At 71.3% G+C, this 19,177-nt stretch carries 16 protein-coding genes and 1 tRNA gene; 8 read left to right on the top strand and 9 right to left on the bottom strand.

Annotation, left to right across the window (positions count from 1 at the left end):
- Positions 1-48: 48 nt before the first annotated feature.
- Entirely contained in the window at positions 49-1,098 is a 1,050-nt protein-coding gene (locus J5X86_RS10535) for a protein-L-isoaspartate(D-aspartate) O-methyltransferase (protein ID WP_208516453.1), read from the top strand.
- 52 nt (positions 1,099-1,150) lie between these two features.
- Here the strand turns inward: J5X86_RS10535 and J5X86_RS10530 are convergent, their stop codons facing one another.
- Positions 1,151-1,828 carry a response regulator transcription factor gene (locus J5X86_RS10530; protein WP_208516452.1) on the bottom strand — a complete coding sequence of 226 codons (678 nt, stop codon included), beginning with the start codon at positions 1,826-1,828 and terminating at the stop codon, positions 1,151-1,153.
- Positions 1,829-3,010 carry a histidine kinase gene (locus J5X86_RS10525; RefSeq protein ID WP_208516451.1) on the bottom strand — a complete coding sequence of 394 codons (1,182 nt, stop codon included), beginning with the start codon at positions 3,008-3,010 and terminating at the stop codon, positions 1,829-1,831.
- A 189-nt stretch (positions 3,011-3,199) separates the two neighbouring features.
- On the opposite strand from J5X86_RS10525, the gene J5X86_RS10520 reads away from it, so the two are divergent.
- The 3 genes from J5X86_RS10520 (at position 3,200) to J5X86_RS10510 (ending at position 5,877) form a co-directional block, all read left to right on the top strand.
- The gene (locus tag J5X86_RS10520) at positions 3,200-3,481 is read left to right on the top strand and encodes a hypothetical protein (RefSeq protein WP_208516450.1); all 282 of its coding nucleotides are present in this window, start codon (positions 3,200-3,202) and stop codon (positions 3,479-3,481) included.
- A gap of 266 nt (positions 3,482-3,747) precedes the next feature.
- Positions 3,748-5,217 (top strand): alpha/beta hydrolase, encoded by a 1,470-nt coding sequence (locus J5X86_RS10515; RefSeq protein WP_208516449.1) that lies wholly within the window; start codon positions 3,748-3,750, stop codon positions 5,215-5,217.
- A gap of 12 nt (positions 5,218-5,229) precedes the next feature.
- Positions 5,230-5,877, top strand: a complete 648-nt coding sequence (locus tag J5X86_RS10510) for a hypothetical protein (protein WP_208516448.1) — start codon at positions 5,230-5,232, stop codon at positions 5,875-5,877.
- A gap of 60 nt (positions 5,878-5,937) precedes the next feature.
- On the opposite strand, the gene J5X86_RS10505 is transcribed toward J5X86_RS10510, so the two are convergent.
- Positions 5,938-6,009, bottom strand: a tRNA-Val gene (locus J5X86_RS10505).
- Between the two features lie 286 nt (positions 6,010-6,295).
- Here J5X86_RS10505 and J5X86_RS10500 point away from each other — a divergent pair.
- The 3 genes from J5X86_RS10500 to J5X86_RS10490 all read left to right on the top strand — a co-directional run bounded on the left by J5X86_RS10500 (position 6,296) and on the right by J5X86_RS10490 (position 9,017).
- Positions 6,296-7,594, top strand: a complete 1,299-nt coding sequence (locus tag J5X86_RS10500; protein ID WP_208516447.1) for a hypothetical protein — start codon at positions 6,296-6,298, stop codon at positions 7,592-7,594.
- A gap of 65 nt (positions 7,595-7,659) precedes the next feature.
- Positions 7,660-7,890, top strand: a complete 231-nt coding sequence (locus tag J5X86_RS10495; protein WP_078641178.1) for a zinc ribbon domain-containing protein — start codon at positions 7,660-7,662, stop codon at positions 7,888-7,890.
- 233 nt (positions 7,891-8,123) lie between these two features.
- Positions 8,124-9,017, top strand: coding sequence for a DUF4383 domain-containing protein (locus tag J5X86_RS10490; RefSeq protein WP_208516446.1), 894 nt, complete (start codon positions 8,124-8,126; stop codon positions 9,015-9,017).
- Between the two features lie 90 nt (positions 9,018-9,107).
- Here the strand turns inward: J5X86_RS10490 and J5X86_RS10485 are convergent, their stop codons facing one another.
- The 4 genes from J5X86_RS10485 to J5X86_RS10470 all read right to left on the bottom strand — a co-directional run bounded on the left by J5X86_RS10485 (position 9,108) and on the right by J5X86_RS10470 (position 15,430).
- A complete protein-coding gene (locus tag J5X86_RS10485) occupies positions 9,108-9,770 on the bottom strand; it encodes an O-methyltransferase (RefSeq protein WP_208516445.1) in 663 nt (220 codons plus the stop codon).
- A gap of 137 nt (positions 9,771-9,907) precedes the next feature.
- Entirely contained in the window at positions 9,908-10,768 is an 861-nt protein-coding gene (locus J5X86_RS10480; protein WP_208516444.1) for an HAD family hydrolase, read from the bottom strand.
- Entirely contained in the window at positions 10,765-13,902 is a 3,138-nt protein-coding gene (locus tag J5X86_RS10475; RefSeq protein ID WP_208516572.1) for a phosphoribosyltransferase, read from the bottom strand. The genes J5X86_RS10480 and J5X86_RS10475 overlap by 4 nt, the downstream gene beginning before the upstream one ends.
- A gap of 340 nt (positions 13,903-14,242) precedes the next feature.
- Positions 14,243-15,430, bottom strand: a complete 1,188-nt coding sequence (locus tag J5X86_RS10470; protein WP_208516443.1) for an HpcH/HpaI aldolase/citrate lyase family protein — start codon at positions 15,428-15,430, stop codon at positions 14,243-14,245.
- A 234-nt stretch (positions 15,431-15,664) separates the two neighbouring features.
- Here J5X86_RS10470 and J5X86_RS10465 point away from each other — a divergent pair, with 234 nt between their 5' ends.
- Entirely contained in the window at positions 15,665-16,879 is a 1,215-nt protein-coding gene (locus tag J5X86_RS10465) for a TerD family protein (RefSeq protein WP_208516442.1), read from the top strand.
- 147 nt (positions 16,880-17,026) lie between these two features.
- Here the strand turns inward: J5X86_RS10465 and J5X86_RS10460 are convergent, their stop codons facing one another.
- On the bottom strand, positions 17,027-17,755 hold the full coding sequence (locus J5X86_RS10460) for a Tellurium resistance (RefSeq protein ID WP_137965592.1): 729 nt from the start codon (positions 17,753-17,755) through the stop codon (positions 17,027-17,029).
- A gap of 203 nt (positions 17,756-17,958) precedes the next feature.
- The gene (locus J5X86_RS10455) at positions 17,959-19,152 is read right to left on the bottom strand and encodes a DUF475 domain-containing protein (RefSeq protein WP_208516441.1); all 1,194 of its coding nucleotides are present in this window, start codon (positions 19,150-19,152) and stop codon (positions 17,959-17,961) included.
- Positions 19,153-19,177: the final 25 nt, after the last annotated feature.

Here is a 19,177-nt window from a genome sequence, read left to right as displayed (position 1 = left end):
AGCAGTTGTTCGCAAACAAGTGCCCCCGTCGCCTCGAAGGAGCGAACCGTGACCACCGTCGCCGATGTCGCCGAGCTCGTCCCCGAACGCCACTACACCCACCACGAAGGCCGCGGCGCCACCCCGCACCGCTCCAATCCCCAGGTGATCCACCGCGAGCTGACCACACTCGACGTCCACCCAGGCATGTACGTGGCCGAGCTCGGCACCGGCTCCGGCTATTCCGGCGCCCTCCTCGCCCAGCTCGTCGGGCACACCGGTCAGGTGACCAGCCTCGACATCGACCACTACCTGACCCGCTGGGCCAACCTCATCCACCATGAGCGGGGCCTGCGCAATATCCGCTGCTACACCGCCGACGGCACGGCCGGGTTCCCGGACCGGGCCCCGTACGACCGGATGGTGGCCTGGTGCACGCCGCCGATGCTCCCCGAGGCATGGGTGAGCCAGATGGTCGACGGCGGGCTGATGGTGGCCCCGCTGCCGATCGCGCCTGTGCCCAACATGACTGTCGTCGCCAAGATCCGTGTCCGTGACGGCCGGCCGGCCGTGGAGGCCGTCTTCACAGGCGGATACATCGAGGCGACCGCCTCGCCGAAGGGGAATCTCGATCTGCCCGGACGGTGGGTGGACTGGGAGAATCGCGTGCCCGCGCCGTCCTGGATCTCCATCGCCTGGCGGGAGAAGGACAACTGGCGGAACAACGGTGCCCGCACCACCCTGGAACGGCTGCTGAAAGACGCGCACACCGAGCCGTACGACGGCCCTGAAGTGGACTGGCCATCCTGGCGCACCTTCGTCGCGGCCAAGGGCAACCCGTATCTGACCATGGCCGGCCTACGGCCGGATCTTTGGGCGCTCGGGCACTCGACTCCCGCCACCGCGGCGGTGATTCAGCAGGACGGCGTGATCGTCGCTGACCATCGCGACTCACCGTCTCTGGCAGTCCTGCGCGCCTGGCTCGCCGAGTGGGAGGCAGCGGGGCGCCCTGTCCCCGAGGTCCATCCCCCGCTCCTGGTCCGACGTGAGGACGGGCAAGGTCCGGTCGGCTGGGACTTGCGGCTCGCGGGTGCGCCCGAGACGTGTGCTGGTCCCTGACCTGCTTCGGCCAGGCTCCTGGCAGCACCTTCGATAGACGCTTGTCGCAGGGTCATTCCTCCGCGTCGCGGACCAGGAGTGCGATCTGTACCCGGTTCTCGACCGCCAGCTTGGCGAACAGGTTGCTTGTGTGGGCTTTGACGGTCGCGACGCTGATGTGCAGCCGCTGGGCGATCTCCGGGTTGGCCAGTCCGTCCGCGATGGCCCGAGCGGTTTCGCGTTCTCGTTCCGTCAGGGCCGACAGTTGTTTCCGTGCGGCTTCGCGGGATGAGTCGCGCGCGTGAGTGGACTGCGGGCCGGTGGCTGCGGCGATCACGCGCGCCGTGGCCGCCGGAGACAGCACGGGGTTGCCGTCCGCGACGGTCCGTACCGCGTCGAGGATCTGCGGCGGTGGGGTGTCCTTGAGGACGAACCCGAGTGCTCCGGCGCGCAGTGCGCCGAGCACGAGATCGTCGGAGTCGAAGGTGGTCAGCATGAGCACCCGCGGCGGCACCGGTCGGGTGAGGAGTTCCCGGGTCGTGCTGAGACCGTCGCGGCCGGGCATCCGCACGTCCATCAGCACGACGTCCGGCCGCTGCTCGTCCACCACGGTGATCGCGGCGTCCCCGTCGGCCGCCTCCGCGACGACGGTCAGGTCCGGTTCGCCGTCGATGACGAGGCGCAGTGCCATGCGCACCAGTTGTTCGTCGTCGACGATGACGACACGCACCGGCTCCCGCTCGCTGTCCACTCATGTTCTCTTTTCGTGGGTGGGGTTTGGCCAGGGTAGTTGTGCGGTGAGGAGGTACCCGTGGTCGGGTGTGCGGTGGTGGTTGAGCTTTCCGCCGGCGAGGTCGATGCGTTCGGTGAGACCGAGCAGGCCGAATCCCGATGCCGGTGGTTGTGCGGTTGCCCTGGTGGCCGGGGAGTTGTGCACGCTGACGTTGAGTGTGTCGCCCGCTGTTCCTTCGAGGGCGATGCGTACGGAGGCGCCGGGGGCGTGTTTGGCGGCGTTGGTCAGTCCTTCTTGGACGATCCGGTAGCAGGTTCGTCCGACGACGTCGGACGGAACTCCCGTCACGGTGGTGGTGAGCGTGACGTCCAGTCCCGAGGTGCGGGCGTCGGCCACCAGGTCGGGGATTCGGTCGAGGGAGGGTTGTGGCGGTTCCGGGCGGCCCGGGTCGGCCCGGAGCACACCGAGGACATCCCGTAGTTCTTCCAGTGCTTGGTGGGAGCCGTCGGCGATGCCGCGGACCAGCACGCGGTTCTCCTCGGCGGTGAGGTCGCCGCGGTGGCTCAGCACTCCGGCCTGCATGGCGACCAGGGAGATCCGGTGCGCGAGCACGTCGTGCATCTCGCGGGCGATCCGGTTCCGTTCCAGGGCGCGTGCCTGCGCCGCCCGTGCGCTCTGCTCCCGTTCCGCGCTCTCCGCCCGGTCCCGCAGGGACCGCACTTCGACACGGCGCGCGCCGATGGCCATGCCCACGGCCACCGCGATGCCCGCGATCAGCGCCGGCGAGGTGAGTTCGAGCCACCACGAGTCGGACGTGCGCTGGACCGGGTAGAGCCCGCCGGTGAACTGTGACGCGGTCACGAAGGCCAGCCCGACGACCCCGCTCTCCACCGGACGGCGACGAGTCGAGAGCGAAACCAGCGCCAGAAACGCGGCGCCGGAGGCGAGTGCCGACGCGGTCGAGGCGATCGCGACCGTCATGGCGACGGCGAGCGGGAACCGCCGCCGCCATACAAGCGCCGTCAGGCAGCCGAGAGCCACCAGCGGATCACCGATGAGGAACCACGAGCCCGTTTCGCCCGTCTGCCCCCGCAGCAGCACACCCATGGAGAGCCAGATCGGTATGCCCGCTGCCGCTGCCGCTGCCAGCCGCCAGGTCTGCTGCCACCACCCGAGCCGTGGCGCGACGTCCGTGTTCACCTGGTCATTATCGCGAGACCGCGCGGCCGGTGAATCAGACCAGGGGTGGGGGCGACCTCGACCAGAGTCGAATCACCACCTCGCCTGTGGTCGCAGACGGTTCGGGCCGCCGGGCCGATGTGCCGGCCGCGCCGCGCGAACAGACTCGTTCACGTGCCGAGACAACCGGACACGAGACGGAGAAACACGATGCGCAAGGGTGGCTATACGGCCCTTGAGGCGGTCGGGTTGGTGATCACAGCCCTGGCCGCCCAAACGGTGATCCGCGGTTTGCTCGACCACGACTCCGAGCTGCTGTGGGGCATCGTCGACTGGGTCCCTGGCGGCCTTACCGGTCGGCTGATCCTCCTCGGATTCATCGCGCTCGTCGGAATGGTGGCCGCTGGCTGGGCACACACCCGCCATAGGCCGAACACCGGGCGGGGCCGGGCCGGTAATTCCGGCGGAATCCGCGGCCGAGGAAAGCTCTGACAGCATCCGGGACGCCCCGGCTCGCCCCTGCGGCATGTGCGCCGACGCGCTCCGGGGAGCGGACTTCACCATGCGTACGCCCAGTCTGGCCGCCCTCGGCCTCCACAACCCCGCCCGGATCGACGTGCCGGTCCACATGAACGGCCGGCGGCGGGGCCGTACCAAGCCCGCCCGTTCCGGCGCCCCCGTGCGCCCTGTGCATCCCATATACCCCATTTACCCCATGCGCCCTGTGCGCCCCGTGCGCCCCTCAGGAGGACCTTCACATGCGTAGAACCCTGCCCCTCGCCCTCGCCACCACCGCGGTGGTGGCAACCGCGATGGCGGCGACCGCGATGCCGGGAGTATCGGTGGCAGCGGCGACGCCGGACACCGTGCGGTGGGGCCCGTGCTCGGAGAAGGCCGCCTCATCCCGTCTCGAGTGCGCGACGCTCAAAGTCCCGCTGGACTACCGGGACCCGGACGGCCGGCAGATCGAGATCGCGATCTCCCGGCTGGCGAGCGAGAAACCGTCGCAGCGCCGCGGCGTACTGCTGACCAGTCCAGGCGGCCCCGGCATCACGGGACTGGGCTACCCGGCCGTTCTGGCCGCCTCAGGGCTGCCGCGGAAGGTGCTGGACTCCTACGACGTGATCGGCTTCGACCCGCGCGGGGTTGGCCGCAGCACGCCGGTGACCTGCGATCTGACACCGGAACAGCAGGAACGCGGCAACCTCCCGCCGTACGCGCACACCGCGGCCGAGGTCGCGCGGGAGGCGGGGAACGCGCGGACCATCGCCGAGCAGTGCGCGACCTCCCGGACGGCGTGGATGCACCCGCACATCACCACCGCGAACACCGCGCGCGACATGGACCGGATCCGGGCGGCGCTGGGCGAGCCGAAGCTCTCGTACCTCGGCGCCTCCTACGGCACCTACCTCGGTGCGGTGTACACGACGATGTTCCCGGGGCGCAGCGACCGGATCGTCCTCGACAGCAACCTGGGCCCCGGCGGTTACGACGTCACGGCCACGCGGTTGTTCGCCCGTGGGCTGGAGGACCGGTTCCCGGACTTCGCGGCGTTCGTGGCCGCGCACCCCGAGTACGGTCTGGGCACCACACCGGGGCAGGTGACCGCCAAATTCTTCGATCTCGCGAAGCGGTTGGAGGCGAAACCGGTCCAGGGCTTCAACGGGACATTGTTCCGCGGGATCACGTTCGACTCCCTCTACGGCGATGCGAACATGTCTGAGCTCGCCAAGACCTGGCAGGCGCTCGACACGGACCGGCCGACGCCGCCCAACCCGCCGTTGGCGAACATGGAAAACTTCATGTCCGCCCGTTTTTCAGTGATATGCGGTGATAATCGCTGGCCGGAAACGGTCCGGGAGTACCAGCGGAATGTCGCCGTCGACCGGCTGAAATACCCGATGCTGGGCGGATCCTCGGCCGGTATCGGACCGTGCGCGTTCTGGCCGGACAAGCGGGTCGAGCCGCCGGTGCGCATCGGTGACCGGGGCCCGTCGAACGTGCTCATGGTGCAGAACGAGCGCGACCCGGGGACACCGCTGGCCGGCGCCCGGAAGCTGCGGCGCGCGTTCGGGAAGCGGGCCACGATGGTGACGGCCGACCAAGGCGGGCACGGTGTCTATCCGTTCGGCCCCAACACGTGCGCGAACGACACGGTGACGGCCCTCCTGACCACCGGACAGCGCCCGGCGCGGGACCTCGCCTGCGCGGCGGAGCCGAGCAAGTAACGGGGTCGAGTCATGTTCAAGGACGTGCGGCATCGTCGGGCTGTCCAGCGGGTCAAGCCCGGGGACGGGCGAGCGCTGAAGCGTTTCCGCTGGTGGCAGATGCTTTCCCGGGCACTGTTCTATCTTCGGCTGAGGAACGACGACGGCCGGCAGACGGTCTACGCCGTCGAAGTCAGGCATCAGTCGTCCGACAAGGCCATAGCCCACCTGTACCTCGATGGCAGGCATCACGCCGAATCCAAGGTCCCCGCCGTCTTCCCCGTCCAGGGCGGCACCGTCGAAGTAAGGGCAAGCACCTTCGGGCTCAAGCGGTGCCACTACGTCACCGCCGAGCGGGCCGAGTACCAGCTCATCCCGGACCCCCACTCCGCCGAAGGCCGCCGCGCCCGCCTCGACCGATCGCACCCCGCGCTGAGCCGCTGGATCGGTTTCCTCTCGGTGATCGTGCTCGCCATCGGCCTGGTGCTGCTGATCCTTCAGCTCACCGAACAGGTCACCCGGGCGCCGGAGGGCGTCGCCCAGTACGTCGGAACCTTCACCTCGCCCATCGATCTACCGGCCTGGGGCAACGTCGTACTCGGGTTCTGCACCGTGGCGGCCAGCACCGAGCGGGCGCTGCGGCTGCGTTACCACTGGCTGCTCGACGGCGGAGCGGGATGAGGCGGTGAACAAAGCCCCGTACCGATCTCGGTGCGGGGCGTCGTCGCTGGTCAATCGCTGTGGGCGCAGACGGGTTCGAACCGCCGACATCTGCCTTGTAAGGGCAGCGCTCTACCGCTGAGCTATGCGCCCTGGGGGAGCTGTCAGCCTACAGGGTCCCCGGGGTGGTGCCGCAATCGTGAAGGCGGCCGGGGAGAAGCCCGTATCTGGGGCTCGGACGAGAGAAGTCCGCAGATCGCGAACCGAACCGAGCGCTGTGCTCGTCAGTGTCGGGTGGGAGAATGACATTCGGACCTGGGCGATCCATCGGGAGCGGGTAGTGGCGGCGACATCTGCAGAGTCTGCGCGTCCATCGCGGGAGTCTGCGCGTCCGGCGGCCCGGGTGCGTCGTTCGGGCCGTCCCTCCGTGCTCGGGCTGATGTTGCTGCCGGTGCCGTTGTTGGCGGTGGTGGGGGCGCTTTCGTTCGCTGGTGGGAGCGGGGGGCGGCGGTGGTTCGGGGGGCGCGGGGAGAGTCAGCGGGCCGAGGCGCAGGCGGCCAAGGACGCCGCGGCGGCGGCGTTCTATGAGCTGGACACGGCGCAGCGGGATCTGCGGATCTCCATCGAGACGATCACCGCCGTGGACGATTCGCCCGCCGCGCGCCGGACCGCGGCCGACTTCTCGGCGCTGGGGCAGCGGATCGACCAGGTCAGCCGGGACTACATCACGGCGGTGGACGCGCATGATCTGGACCGGGACGATCTGGACTCGGCGACGGCCTCCCGGGCCCGCACCGATCTGACCAGGGCGAAGGATGCGCTGGAGCGCACCAAGGCGGATCTGGACCGGTTCGCGCAAGGACTGGGGCCGCTGCTGGAGCAGGCCGAGACGCGGCTGGCGCGGCTGGCGCCGGCGGTGGAGCGGGCGCGGCAGGCGTTGCTCGCGGCGAGTAACGCGCTGGACGCGGTGCGTGCGTCGGGGCTGCGGGCGGACGATCTGGCGGCCCGGCTGGCGGCGCTGTCGCCCGAGTTGACCAAGCTCAACCAGGGGGCTGGGCAGCACGGTGTGCAGGAGACCCTGCGGCGCGCCGATGACGTGCTGCGCAGGGCGGAGGCGGTACGCGGGGAGGCCGAGCGGCTGCCGGAGCGGTCCGCGGAGATCGACAAGCGGCTGGTGTCGCTGCGCACCCGCGCGCAGGCGATCACCACGCGGGCCGCCGGGGTCGAGCCCGTCCTCAGCGAGCTGCGCCGCCGCTACAGCGCGGCCTGCTGGCAGGATCTGCAGTCGGTCCCCGCGCAGGCGGCACGGGATGTGGCGCAGGCCGAGGAGAAGCTCAAGGAGGCGCAGGCGGCGCGCGAGGAGCAGCGCTGGCCGGACGCCACCGCGCTGCTGGCCACCGTAAGGGCGCTGCTGAACAGCACGGACGAGGCCGTCTCGGCGGCCGGGGACCGGCTGCGGCGGCTGGACGAGGTGTCGTTCGACCAGCAGAAGGAGATCGAGCGCACCCGGTTCGCGATCCGCGACGCGCAGCGGCTGGCCATGGCCGGGCGCTCCACGCCCGATCCGCGTCACGCCCGCCCGCTGGACGACGCCGTGGAGCGCCTGGAGCGGGCCATCGCGGGGCTGGAGGGGCGGCATCCGGACTGGTGGCACTTCCTCTCCGAGACGGAGGCCGTACGGCAGACCGCCGCCCGGGTCGTCCAGGGGATTCGGGAGGAGCGGGGCAGCGGGCACTGAGCCCGCGCGTCAGGGGCCCTGTAGTTCGGGGGGCTGACCTGCGGTTCGGTGGTTATGCTCCTGCCATGCCTCGCTATGAGTACCGCTGCCGCGCCTGCGGCACCACCTTTGAGCTGAACCGGCCCATGGCCGAGTCCTCCGCTCCCGCGTCCTGCCCGGACGGGCACGGCGACACGGTGAAGCTGCTGTCCACCGTGGCCGTCACCGGCGCCTCGTCCTCCTCCGCCTCCTCGGCCCGGCCCCCGTCCGGCGGCGGTGGCGGGGGCGGCTGCTGTGGGGGCGGCTGCTGCGGCTGAGGGTGAGCCGGTGTTGAGCTGCGGGTGAGCCGGTGTTGAGCTGCGGTTGAGCCGACGGGGGCGGGGGCGGATCCTGGGAGGTACGTACCCGTGCCGCGCCTTCGTACGTACGCGACGCACCCGGATGTGCGCGCGTACGTCGTGTACGCGACGGTGGCGTGGCGTCCGCGGGTACCGCCTCGACCGCGAACAGCGCGAAGCCGAGGTCCGGCGCCAGCAGAAGGAGGCCGGAGATGGCTATGGGCCGCCCCTCCCCCATCGGTCCTCACCCCGCCGGAGTCGCACGGCACTTCCCGGAGCGGATCGGCGCGCATACCTCGCTCGATGAGCATCTGCCGATCGATCACCGGCTCAGCAAGTTCTATCGCGTCGGCGCCGGGCTCATGGGGCTGGTGCTCGTCGCCTTCGGCATCCTGGGCCTGATCGACCAGGTCGGCTTCTTCGACATCGGCGGTGACACGGTCGCCGGGCTGAACACCAACGGCGCGCTGAGCGTGCTCTCCATCGTCATCGGGCTGCTGCTGTTCGTCGGCATGGTCATCGGCGGCAACTTCGCCTCGACGCTCAACCTGGTGCTCGGGATCCTCTTCCTGCTGAGCGGGTTCGTCAATCTGGCGGTGCTGGAGACCACGTTCAACTTCCTGGCGTTCCGGATGCAGAACGTGCTGTTCAGCTTTGTGGTGGGGCTGCTGCTGATGTGGTTCGGCATGTACGGACGGGTCAGCGGCGGGCTGCCGCATGACAATCCGTACTGGGTGACCCGCCACCCCGAGCAGGCCGAACGCGAGGCCGTCCACGCCCAGGAACTGATCGCCGCGCGCGGGCGTGCTGCCGAACAGACCGGGACGGCCGCCCCGCCGGGCACCCCGCTCACACCTGAAGCCCCGGGCGGGCCGGGCACCTCGGGCGGGCCTCTTACGGCCCAGGCGGGGGCAGAGGGTGGCCGTGAGTCCGCTGAGCGACGTGAGTCCGCGGAGCGCCGTGGGCCCGCCGAGGAGTCGGGTGAACGACGCGGTCAGCCGCCCGGTAAGTGGGGCAAGCTGGATCAGCCCGGTGGCGCCGAGCCCACCGACAAGGCCGGGAGCCACCGCTGGGCCAGGTTCTTGCGGCGCCCCCGCTCTCGGTGACGCGGTTCGGCCCGGCCCTCGTGACGCGGTTCGGCCCGGCCCTCGTGACGCGGTCGGCTCGACCTCCGTAACGCGGTCGGCCCGGCCGCCTCAGCCGATCCGGCGCGCGAGCGTCAGGCCGTCGGCGACGGTGAGCATGACCGCCTCCATCCGGACGTCCGCCGCCACATGATCGTTGAACGCCTGGATCGCGGCGCCCGCGGTCGACGGCGCCGAGGCCGTGACGGCCCCGTGGTAGAACACGTTGTCCGCGACGATCAGACCGCCGGGGTTCATCCGCGGGACCAGCTCCTCCCAGTACGGGATGTAGTTCTCCTTGTCCGCGTCGAGATAGGCGAGATCGATATGGGGCTCGGCGGGCATCGCGCGCAGAGTGTCCAGCGCGGGCGCGATCCGCAGGTCGATGCGGGCCTCGACACCGGCCTTGGCCCACGCCTTCCGCCCGTACGCCGTCCACTCCTCCGACACATCGCAGGCGATCAGCCTGCCGTCGGCGGGCAGCGCCTGGGCCATGGCCAGCGCGGAGAAGCCGGTGAAGGTGCCGACCTCGACGATATGGCGGGCGCCGGTCAGCCGGACCAGGAAGGCCAGCAGCGGGGCCTGCTCCTCGGCGGACTGCATCCCGGCCTGCTGGGGGAGGCTGCGGTGGGTGACCTCGACCAGCTCGCGCAGTACGGGGTCGAGCGGCGGGTTGTGCCGCAGGACGTACTCGTACAGCTCGGCCGTGATCGGTGTGCTCTTGCTCTCGGCCATCGCGGCCCCCTTCGGTCTGCTCGGCTTCCCGGACGATGTCGCACATGCCGACTGTGGTGACTCGGTGACTGTAACCCGACGTCACGACAGCGCGAGAGGTTCCGAAGGGGGCCCTGCGCGGGTGGAGGGGGGACGGATCAGTCCCGGCCGCGGGAGACGGCGCGGATGACCTGGCTGCGGGCGCGCGCCCAGGTGACGGAGGAGCGTTCGCCCAGGGCACGGACGATGGTCTCGCCCGCCGCGACGCCCGTCTCCTCGACCACGGTCACCTGGGGGGCCGTCCAGCCGGCGTCGGCCAGTTCGCCGTGGCCGGGGCGCCAGGCGCGGTCGGCCGCGAGCAGCAGATCGGTGTCGAGCAGCGAATCGCCCGCGGCGAGCACCTCGTCCGCTCCGGTGCGGTTCCTGATCTCGGCGACGGCCGCGCTCTTGGTGAGCGGCTTGGGCACCGCGTAGATCTTGCGGCCCTGAAGGGAGACCGTCCAGCCGCGCGGCTCGGCCCACTGCGTGAGTTCCTTGACGTACCCCTGGGGCAGCAGCTCCCGTTCGACCACGAGATAGGCGAACAGCTCCTCGGCCACCCGCTCCTTGAGCAGCCAGGCGGGGTCGGCGGTGGCGCTGAGGTGGGCGCGCACCTCCTCCAGGGGGGCGCAGGCGTCGCCGAGGATGGTACGGACCCGCTGGTTCCAGTCGGCGTCGGGCTCGCCGTTCACCAGCAGCCGGCCGCCGTTGGCGCAGATCGCGAAGCGGGAGGCGGGGCCGGGGAGGCGGATGCGGCGGTACTGCTCGACGGTGCGGGTGGTCGTGGGGACGAAGACGGAGGTGCGGACCAGTTCGGCGAGCAGCCCGGCGGCGGTCTCGGTCATGTACGACAGCGGCCGGCCCTCATACGTCTCGACGCACAGCAGCCGCGGGGCCTCGGCGTCCGGCATGTCGAGGCCGAGCGCGGCCGCGGAGTAGATCAGGGTGCGGTCGAGATCGCTTGCCACCAGGACGCTCATCGTGCGGCCACCGTTCTTTCGTCGCTGTTGGCGGTGCCCGCCGTGTTCGCCGCGTCTGTGGTGCCTGCTGTGCCTGCCGTGGTTACTGCTTTTCCGTCGGCCCCGGTGGCGCCCCGGGTGTAGTGCGGGTGGATCAGCCCGACGCAGGTGTACGGAAGCCCGTCGATCTCCTCGACCGGCACTCCGCGCTGCTCGGCGAGCAGCCGCACATGGTCCAGGTCGGCGCCCGCACCGCGCTGGGCGAGGATCTTCCACGGGACGCGCCGCAGCAGCACCCGGGTGGTCTCGCCGACGCCCGGCTTGACGAGGTTGACGTCGTGGATGCCGTACTCCTGGCTGATCCGCTCGACCGCGGCCCACCCCTCCCAGGTGGGGCTGCGGTCGGTGGCCGCGAGCTGCCTGGCGTCGGCCATGGCGGCCTCGGCGACCTCCGCGAAGCGGCCCGAGACGGTGTCGAGGAAGTATCCGGAGACATCGGAGCCGGCGAGTTCGCGGTAGTACTTCGCGCCGTGGAAGTCGTTCGGGCCGACGAGGTCGGCGCGGAGCACGGTGCGCGATATCAGCCCGGAGACGGTCGAGTTGAGGCACGCGGAGGGGACGAGGAAGTCGTCCCGGGTGCCGTAGGTGTCCACACAGCGGCCGGGATCGGCGAGGACCGCGATCCGCGGGTCGAAGTCCGGGTACGGGGCGAGGGCGTCCGACAGCTCGCGGGTGATGGCGCCCTTACCGGTCCAGCCGTCGACGAAGACGACGTCGGAGGGGTCGTGGTGGTCCGCCAGCCAGCGCAGCGCGGCGGTGTCGATACCGCGGCCGCGCACGATGGAGACCGCGTAGTGCGGGAGGTCGAGCCCATGGGCGTGCTGCGCCCAGCGGCGCATCAGCACCCCGACGGGGGTGCCGGCGCGGGCGAGCGAGACGAAGACGGGGCGCGGGGAGCGCTCGGCGAGCACGATCTCGGTGACCGCGCCGACGGCGCGGGCGATCCGGGCGGCGGAGGCGTCGAGGGCGGCCCGGAAGAGCTCCTGGTAGCGCTCGTTCGGCTGGTACTCCACGGGCAGCGACTCGGCGTAGTGCGCGCCCCCGCTCTGGATCGCCTCCTCCCGCTCCTCGGTGGGCGCCTCAAGGGTGACGTGGGAGAAGTCCTGGAGCAGCCAGCCGACCTCTTCGGGCGCGTAGGACGAGAAGTCCGGTCCGCGCAGGGGCTCGTACGACGGTTGGTGCATGGGCGGAGCCTGTCGTTCGGGGACGGTGCGGGGGGTGGGTGGGGTCTGGGGGCGATACGACGGCACGACGGCCAGGACCAGCCGGTCCGTGTGCGCGCTCAGCGCGGCGAGCAGCCCGCCGGGGGCGTGCAGCGCGGGCGTGTCGGCGGTCGAGTCGACGACGGCGACGACGGCGTCGAAGCGGCGGTCCGGATCGGCACCGGGCGCCACGTTGTAGGCGTAGCGCGGCCCGGGGCCGTCGGCGGGCTCGTCGTGCGCGGGGAAGGTCAGCCGGGTCCGGATGGCGTACCCGGGGTCGTCGACGGCGAGCACGGGTGAGCGGGTGGTCGTCGAATACCGCACCTCGACGCCGTCGAGGACGTCGTCGAGCGCCTTCGCGATACGAAGCGGCGCGTACATCAGCTCCTCGAACCCGAGGACGAGGATGCGGCGGGAGGAGGGACGGGGCGGCCGCGGCCGGTCGGTGGCACCAGCGCCACCGACCGCCGGGGCGGGCGGCCCGCCCGGCCCGGTCGGGGCGGGCGCGGTCCGGCGGGGGGCCATGGCGGGGTCGTCGGCGGGCGCCGCAGTGCCGTTGGCGGGCGCGTCCGGCGCGGTGCGGCCTCCGGGGGACGTGGGGTCGCCGTCGGCGGGCGGGGTCGGGTGGTCCGGTGCGGCGTGTCCCCCGGGAGCCGCGGGGGCGCCACCGGCGGGCGAGGCCGGGCGGCTCGGCCCAGCCTGTCCCCCAGGAGCCACCGAGGCGCCACCGGCGGGCGAGGCCGGGTGCGCGCTCCGGTCGTCCGTCGCTCCCGCCGGGGCATCGCCCCGGCCCCGGGGCCCGTCCCCGGCGGGCGTGGCTGGGTGGTCCGGCACGGCATGGCCCTCCGGGGCCGCCTGGGCGTCGTCGGACAGGCCATCCGGAGCAGGTGCCGCGTGCCCCTTGGGCGACATCGGGGCACCGTCGGCAGGCTCGGCTGGGTGCTCCGGCGCTTGCGCCAGCGCGTTCGCGAGGCGGGTGGCCATGGTGGGGAGGGTCGCTTCCAGGCGGGCGCGGTGGGCGGGGGTGAAGCCGTGGCGACCGCCGTCCGGGAGCCCTTCGGGCCAGCCGAGGTCTACGCGGACCACGGCCGGACCCGCGTCGGGGGCGCCACCTGTCGAGGGCACCGTGGAGGCGGCACCTGCCGAGGGCACCGTGAAGGCGGCACCTGCCGGGGGTGCTGTGCGGGCGGGCGCGGCCTCGTGGTCCGGGGCAGCCTCCTCGTGTGCGGCCACCAGCTTCGCTCCGCGCTCCAGGACGTCGTCCGGGAGATGCACCGCTCCGGCCGCGGCGGCGACCAGGTCGACGCGGGCGCCGAGGTCGGCCGCGAAGGCGTCCAGGCGGGCGCGGTCCTCGGGCGAGCGCATGTCCACCAGCGCCACCACCACGTAGTGGTCGCGGGGGAAGCGGCGGTGGAGAGCGGCGATGGTGTTCAGGACCGTACGGCCCGTGGAGAACTCGTCGTCCACGAGGACCAGGGGGCCCATCGAGGCCAAGAGCCCGGGGTCCTCGGGGAGCAGCAGATGGGAGGTGGCGTGGCTGTGCTCCTCCTCGAAGCCGCCCACCGTGGCGACGCCCGGGACCGGGCGGCGGGTGGAGTGGAGGTACGGGGCGAGGGCCAGCCCGTCGGCGACGCTGTGGCCGAGGCCGGTGGCGGTCTCCGCGTACCCGAGCACCACCGCGCGCGCCGCCGCCTCGTCGCCCAGCAGCTCCCGCACCCGGCGGCCGAGCCGCACGCCCGCGTCGTGGACGATGGCGGGACGCTGCGGGACATGCTTGCCGAGCACGTTGGAGACCAGGAGATGCGCCCGCTTGGGATTGCGCCGCAGGGCCAGCCCCAGCAGCTCACGCAGCTCGGCGCCGCCGCCCTGGCCGCTGACGCCCTCGCCGCCCAGGCCGCCGTCGTTCCGACCGCCAACGCCGTCGCCGCCCTCGCCGCCCCGACCGCCATCGCCCCGGCCGCTGACGCCCTCGCCACCCCGCGCGTCGTCGCCGCCCCGGCCGCCGCCGTCGCGGAGCGCCTCGCCCTCGCGGAGCGCCTCGCCGTCACGGCGCACCTCGCCGCCCCGGGACCCCTCACCGTCCCGGCGCACCTCGGCGCCCCAGCCGCCGTCCAGCCGTACTCCCAGCCGGTCCGCGACCCACTGTCCCGACCACACGTTGCCCACACTCACGCCGCCCTGCGCCTCGTTTCCATCGTCGCTCGTCCGGGGTCCGTCCCGGGCCCGGTTCGCTCTACGTCCGCAGGCTTGCCGCCAGCAGTTCCACGAAGCTCACATCCTCCCGGGCCACCCCGAAGACCTCCGCGCGCCGCAGGGTCCGCTCGGCCCATGCCCGGTGCGGCTTCACCTCGTTCATTTTGTTGGTGTACGAGGAACGCAGCACACCGCCCCCGCAGCGCTGGGGCTCCAGGATGTCCACCGCGTCGCTGAACTCCTCGTGGCTGACGACGGACAGCGCGTGCACGGGGGCCACATGGGTGGGGTGGATGCAGGTCTTGCCCTGCAGACCGTTGGCCCGGTCCAGTTCGATCTCGCGCAGCAGCCCGTCCATGTGGTGCTCGATCAGCGCGGTGCGCAGGGATTCGGCGCGGCCGCTGCTGAAGGGGCTGATCCTCAGTTGCGGTTTGAACATCCGCTCATGGGGTTTGAAGTACTCCCACACCGGTCCGGTGATCGTGAAGCCCGTGCCGTCGGCCCGGCCCAGCATGTTCACCACGTCCGCGATCACGGACGCGATGAGCTGGACGTCGTAGGCGGTCATGTCCGGCGCCCTGCGCAGCCCGTACGCCGAGCACAGATCGGTGACCCCGAGGCGCAGCGCCAGCACCCGCTCGCGGTACTTGTCGACAATCCGGCTGATGCCGCTCAAGGTGTCGGTGCGCGTCTCGCGGTGCATCAGCTCGGGCGATTCGAGAACCGGCATCGCGAAGAGCCGCCGTCCGCCCAATGCCTCGGTCACCTGGGCGTTTTCGGCCGACATCAGCGCCTCGAGGAAGGCCCCGCCGCGCTCCTCGGTGAATTTCGGCAGTACGAATCCGGACAGCAGCCGCACACCCGCTCCGAACCGGGTGAGGAGATCGACGATCTGCTCGGGGGTGCGGACCCGGATGAAGAGCAGCGGCAGCGGGGTGCCGGGGCCGAGCCCGGACAGCTCCGCGAACTGCCGTATGAGGTTCTCCTCCGCCCCCGGCACCTCGGCGTCGTCGATGGAGTCCTCCAGGCACAGCACCATGGACACCACGCCGCGACCTGCCTGTTTGACGATGTCCTCGGCGAGCTTGGGCCGGGTCGCCGGGCAGTACAGGGTCGCGCCGAGCGCGACGGCCAGCGTCCGGGCGGGCGAGTCCACGCTGAATTCACCGGGCTCCTGATGAAAGACGTTCGCCCGCACCTCATCCGTCAGATGTCCGAAATGCCGCATCTAACTCCCCGTACTGCCGGTACGCCGCCTCGGCCACACTGACCCGCGGTTGGCCGATAATCGTACGTGCGGCCCTGGGTCAAAAGTTCCCCAAGGGCGTGAAAATCACGTAACCCATGTGCGTCCGCATGGTGTCCGGCATACCCGCCCTGCCGCCCTGTACCACCTCCCCGCCGCCACCCGCCCCGCACCCTGCGTTGTCCCAGGACCCACTGGGAAGGCAGGATTGCCGCCATGACGCAGGCGATGCTGAAGGGATCGAACATCCCGCTGGAGGCCACGGCCATACGCGCGGTGTTGCGCTGGACCCCCGGCACGGACGTACCCGACGTGGACGCCTCGGCGCTGCTGCTGGACGCGGACGACCGGGTGCGCTCGGACGAGGACTTCGTCTTCTACAACCAGCCGAACCACCCCTCGGGTCTGGTCCGGCATCTCCCCAAGAAGCCGAACCAGGGCGCGCTGACGGACACCATCGAGGCCGAGTTCTCCGGGCTGGAGCCCGCGGTGCGCCGGGTGGTGCTCGCCGCGTCCGCCGACGGCGGCACCTTCGGACAGGTGAGGGATCTGAGCCTGCTGCTCTACGACGCCTCGTCCGGTGCGCCGCGCGAGGCGGACGCCGAGCCGATCGCGATCTTCGCGGTGCTGCCGGAGACCGGTAAGGAGGCCGCGCTGATCTGCGGTGAGCTCTACCGGCGCGGCGACACCTGGAAGTTCCGGGCCCTGGGGCAGGGCTATGAGACGGGGCTGGTCGGGCTGGCCACGCAGTACGGGATCTCGGTGGAGGACGGCGGGGCCGCGGGCGGCTCGGACGGTGACGGAGCCGCAGCCCCGGCCGGGCCGGAAGGCGGCGCCGCTCCGGAGCCCCCGGCCACCCCCGCCCCCGAGCCGCTGACCGCCGGCGTTCCGGAGCCTCTGGCCGCCGCCCCCGAGCCTCTGGCCGCCCCCGAGCCCCCGGCCACCGGGACATCCGCGGCGCCCCCGGCCGCCGCCACCCACGCACCCCCAGCGGCCCCCGGCACGCCGCCCCCGTCGTCGTCCGAGGCGCCGACCCGGCCCCACTCCCCGTCCCCGGCGTACGGCTATCCGCACGCGGCGTCGCCCGACCCCTGGGATCCGCACCGCACCCAGCCCATGCGGCCCCCCACGGCGCATGGCGACAGCGGCTTCGGCTATGTGCCGTCACAGGCCCCGCCCCCGCCGTCGCAGGCTCCAGCCGCGGGGTATCCGCAGCCGCCCGGCCAGCCCCCGGCGCAGCCCGGCTACGGCTATCCGCCCCAGCAGCCGACGTACTCGACGTACGGCTATCCGCAACCGCCCGCGTACGGCTATCCGCAGCAGGTGCAGCCGACGGGGCCGGTACAGCCGCCCCCGCTGCCGATTCCCGTCCAGGTGCCGGACCCGCATTTCGTCCTGCCGCCACAGGGGCCGCAGTTCCAGAACAGATAGCTCCGGAACGGATAGCTCCGGAACAAATGGGGGGCAGGGCCGCGGGGGGGGGGGGGGGGGCCCGGGCCCCGCCCCCCCCCCGGGGGGGGGGGGGCGACGAATGCGGCCGGGTCACATCGTGACCCGGCCGCACCGCGGGCGGGCCGGTCAAACCTTGGACTTGTAGCCCCGGCCCCACTGGAGGCCCCAGCCGTACAGCCGGTCCAGCTCTGCCTGGAAGCCGTAGACGTACTTCACCTCGCGGCGGACCATCATCTCGCCCTTGACGTTCTCGATCAGCACGACGGCGCAGGAGCGGGCCTGCGGGGCCCGCTCGTCGAGCGCTATCTCCACCCGCGGCCCATTGCTCGGATAGAGCGTGACCAGGCCGTGGGTGCGGTCGAAGGCGGGGGTGCCGTCGTAGATGTAGACGAAGACGAGCAGTCGCTTGATGTCGTCCTTGTGGTCCATGTTGACGTAGACCGTCTCGCCGGATCCGGAGCCGAACCGGTCGTCCCCGCTGAGCTTGACGTACGGCGCTTCGTTGAGGTTGCCGAAGAACTCGCCGAGCGGCTGCACCACGCCCTTGGAGCCGCTCTTCAGCTCGTACATCACCGCGAGGTCGAGGTCGACATTGACCATCGCGGGCCCCTGCGCCTGCACCGGCTCGGGCTTGAACATCCGCAGGGGGTGGCGCAGCGAGCCGCGCCCCGCCCTGCTGTTGAAGTCCGAGGTGCGCATCTGCCAGGAGAGATTGATCCGCAGATTGCCGCTGGCGGCCCCCTGCTTGGTCAGCGAGATCGTCGATTGCCGCTTGGTCAGCTCGACCACACCGGACGCGTCGCCGCTCTCGAACTCACGCCACGCGGACCGTCCCCAGTTGCTCCAGAACGCCATGGTGCGCACCCCCACCCTTCGTGGCTCCGCTGCCTCAAAGCCGATCAACTGCCGCGGGGCGGCCGGGAGGTCGGAAGACCTCGGCCGCCCCGCTCAGAGCGTTCCTCAAACACCGCCGCGTCACACTCCCGGAGGTCGGACTCCGGAGGTGACTTCGGTCGGGCTCGGACTCCGGACTCGGACTCCGGACTCAGACTCCGGACTCAGACTCCGGAGGTGACTTCCGTCTTGGTCTCCGAGCCCTCGCCCCCGGCCGCCTCCCGGCGGTTGCGCACGACCGAGGACCAGTACGAGGCGGCGATCAGCACCACGCCCACCAAGCCGGTGATGACCTCGTTGATCTCGTACTTGATCGTGACCAGCAGGATGACGGCGAGCGCGCCGATCGCGTAGTGCGCGCCATGCTCCAGGTAGACGTAGTCGTCCAGGGTGCCCCTGCGGACCAGGTAGACGGTCAGCGACCGGATGTACATGGCGCCGATACCCAGACCCAGCGCCATCTCGAAGATGTCGTTGGTGATCGCGAAGGCGCCGATGACCCCGTCGAAGGAGAAGGACGCGTCGATGACCTCGAGGTAGAGGAACAGGAAGAACGCGGCCTTGCCGGCGAGGCCGGCCACGCTGGCACCGCTGGAGCCACGGGCGCCGCTGCCGTTGAGCTGGGCGTTCGCGGCGCTCTTCGTCTCCTCGCCGCTCTCGTTCGCACCCTTGGCCTCGTCGGCCTCGTCGTCGTCTTCCTCCTCCTCTTCGAGCTTGTCCTCGAAGTAGCTGGAGATGCCGCCGACGATCAAGTAGGTGACCAGACCGGCGACGCCTGCCAGTAGGACGGTGGCGCTCTTGTCACCGCCGCCGTGGGCCACGTCGGTGGCCACGGTGGTGGCGGAGACCAGCAGCACGACCAGGGCGACGACGACCGAGAACGTGTCCAGCCGGCCCAGCTTGGCGAGCGGCTTCTCCAGCCACCCCAGCCACCTGATGTCCCGCTCCTCGAAGATGAAGTCGAGGAAGATCATCAGCAGGAAGATCCCGCCGAAGGCCGCGATCGCCGGATGCGCCGCCGTGACCAAGTGCTCGTACTCGCCCTTGTCGTTGATCGCGAGATCGACGGCCTCGACGGGACTCAGCTTCGCCGTAATGGCGACGATGATCACCGGGAAGACCAGACGCATGCCGAAGACGGCGATCAGAATGCCGACCGTCAGGAAGATCTTCTGCCAGAAGGCGTTCATCTTGCGCAGAATGCCCGCGTTGATGACCGCGTTGTCGAATGAGAGCGAGATCTCCAGGATCGAGAGGATCCCGACGATTGCGAGCCCCTTCCACCCCCAGAGGACGCCGGCCAGGGCCAGACCGATCACCGTGACGGCGAACGACCAACCAAAGGTTTTGAGGAGCACTGCCTACCCAATCCTTCGTCGTAAG

The sequence above is a fragment of the Streptomyces sp. NEAU-YJ-81 genome (genome assembly GCF_017592595.1).
GTDB lineage: Bacteria > Actinomycetota > Actinomycetes > Streptomycetales > Streptomycetaceae > Streptomyces > Streptomyces hygroscopicus_B.
Note: the sequence above shows the minus strand (reverse complement) of the source record. Positions and strands in the feature narration are given on the sequence as shown.

Bases quoted from the DNA above. Each gene is read 5' to 3' on its own strand.
- J5X86_RS10510 (WP_208516448.1), top strand. From the start codon at position 5,230: ATGTTCAAGGACGTGCGGCATCGTCGGGCTGTCCAGCGGGTCAAGCCC.
- J5X86_RS10460 (WP_137965592.1), bottom strand. From the start codon at position 17,755: ATGGCGTTCTGGAGCAACTGGGGACGGTCCGCGTGGCGTGAGTTCGAG.
- J5X86_RS10465 (WP_208516442.1), top strand. From the start codon at position 15,665: ATGACGCAGGCGATGCTGAAGGGATCGAACATCCCGCTGGAGGCCACG.
- J5X86_RS10495 (WP_078641178.1), top strand. From the start codon at position 7,660: ATGCCTCGCTATGAGTACCGCTGCCGCGCCTGCGGCACCACCTTTGAG.
- J5X86_RS10470 (WP_208516443.1), bottom strand. From the start codon at position 15,430: ATGCGGCATTTCGGACATCTGACGGATGAGGTGCGGGCGAACGTCTTT.
- J5X86_RS10480 (WP_208516444.1), bottom strand. From the start codon at position 10,768: ATGAGCGTCCTGGTGGCAAGCGATCTCGACCGCACCCTGATCTACTCC.
- J5X86_RS10520 (WP_208516450.1), top strand. From the start codon at position 3,200: ATGCGCAAGGGTGGCTATACGGCCCTTGAGGCGGTCGGGTTGGTGATC.
- J5X86_RS10485 (WP_208516445.1), bottom strand. From the start codon at position 9,770: ATGGCCGAGAGCAAGAGCACACCGATCACGGCCGAGCTGTACGAGTAC.
- J5X86_RS10500 (WP_208516447.1), top strand. From the start codon at position 6,296: ATGTTGCTGCCGGTGCCGTTGTTGGCGGTGGTGGGGGCGCTTTCGTTC.
- J5X86_RS10515 (WP_208516449.1), top strand. From the start codon at position 3,748: ATGCGTAGAACCCTGCCCCTCGCCCTCGCCACCACCGCGGTGGTGGCA.
- J5X86_RS10490 (WP_208516446.1), top strand. From the start codon at position 8,124: ATGGCTATGGGCCGCCCCTCCCCCATCGGTCCTCACCCCGCCGGAGTC.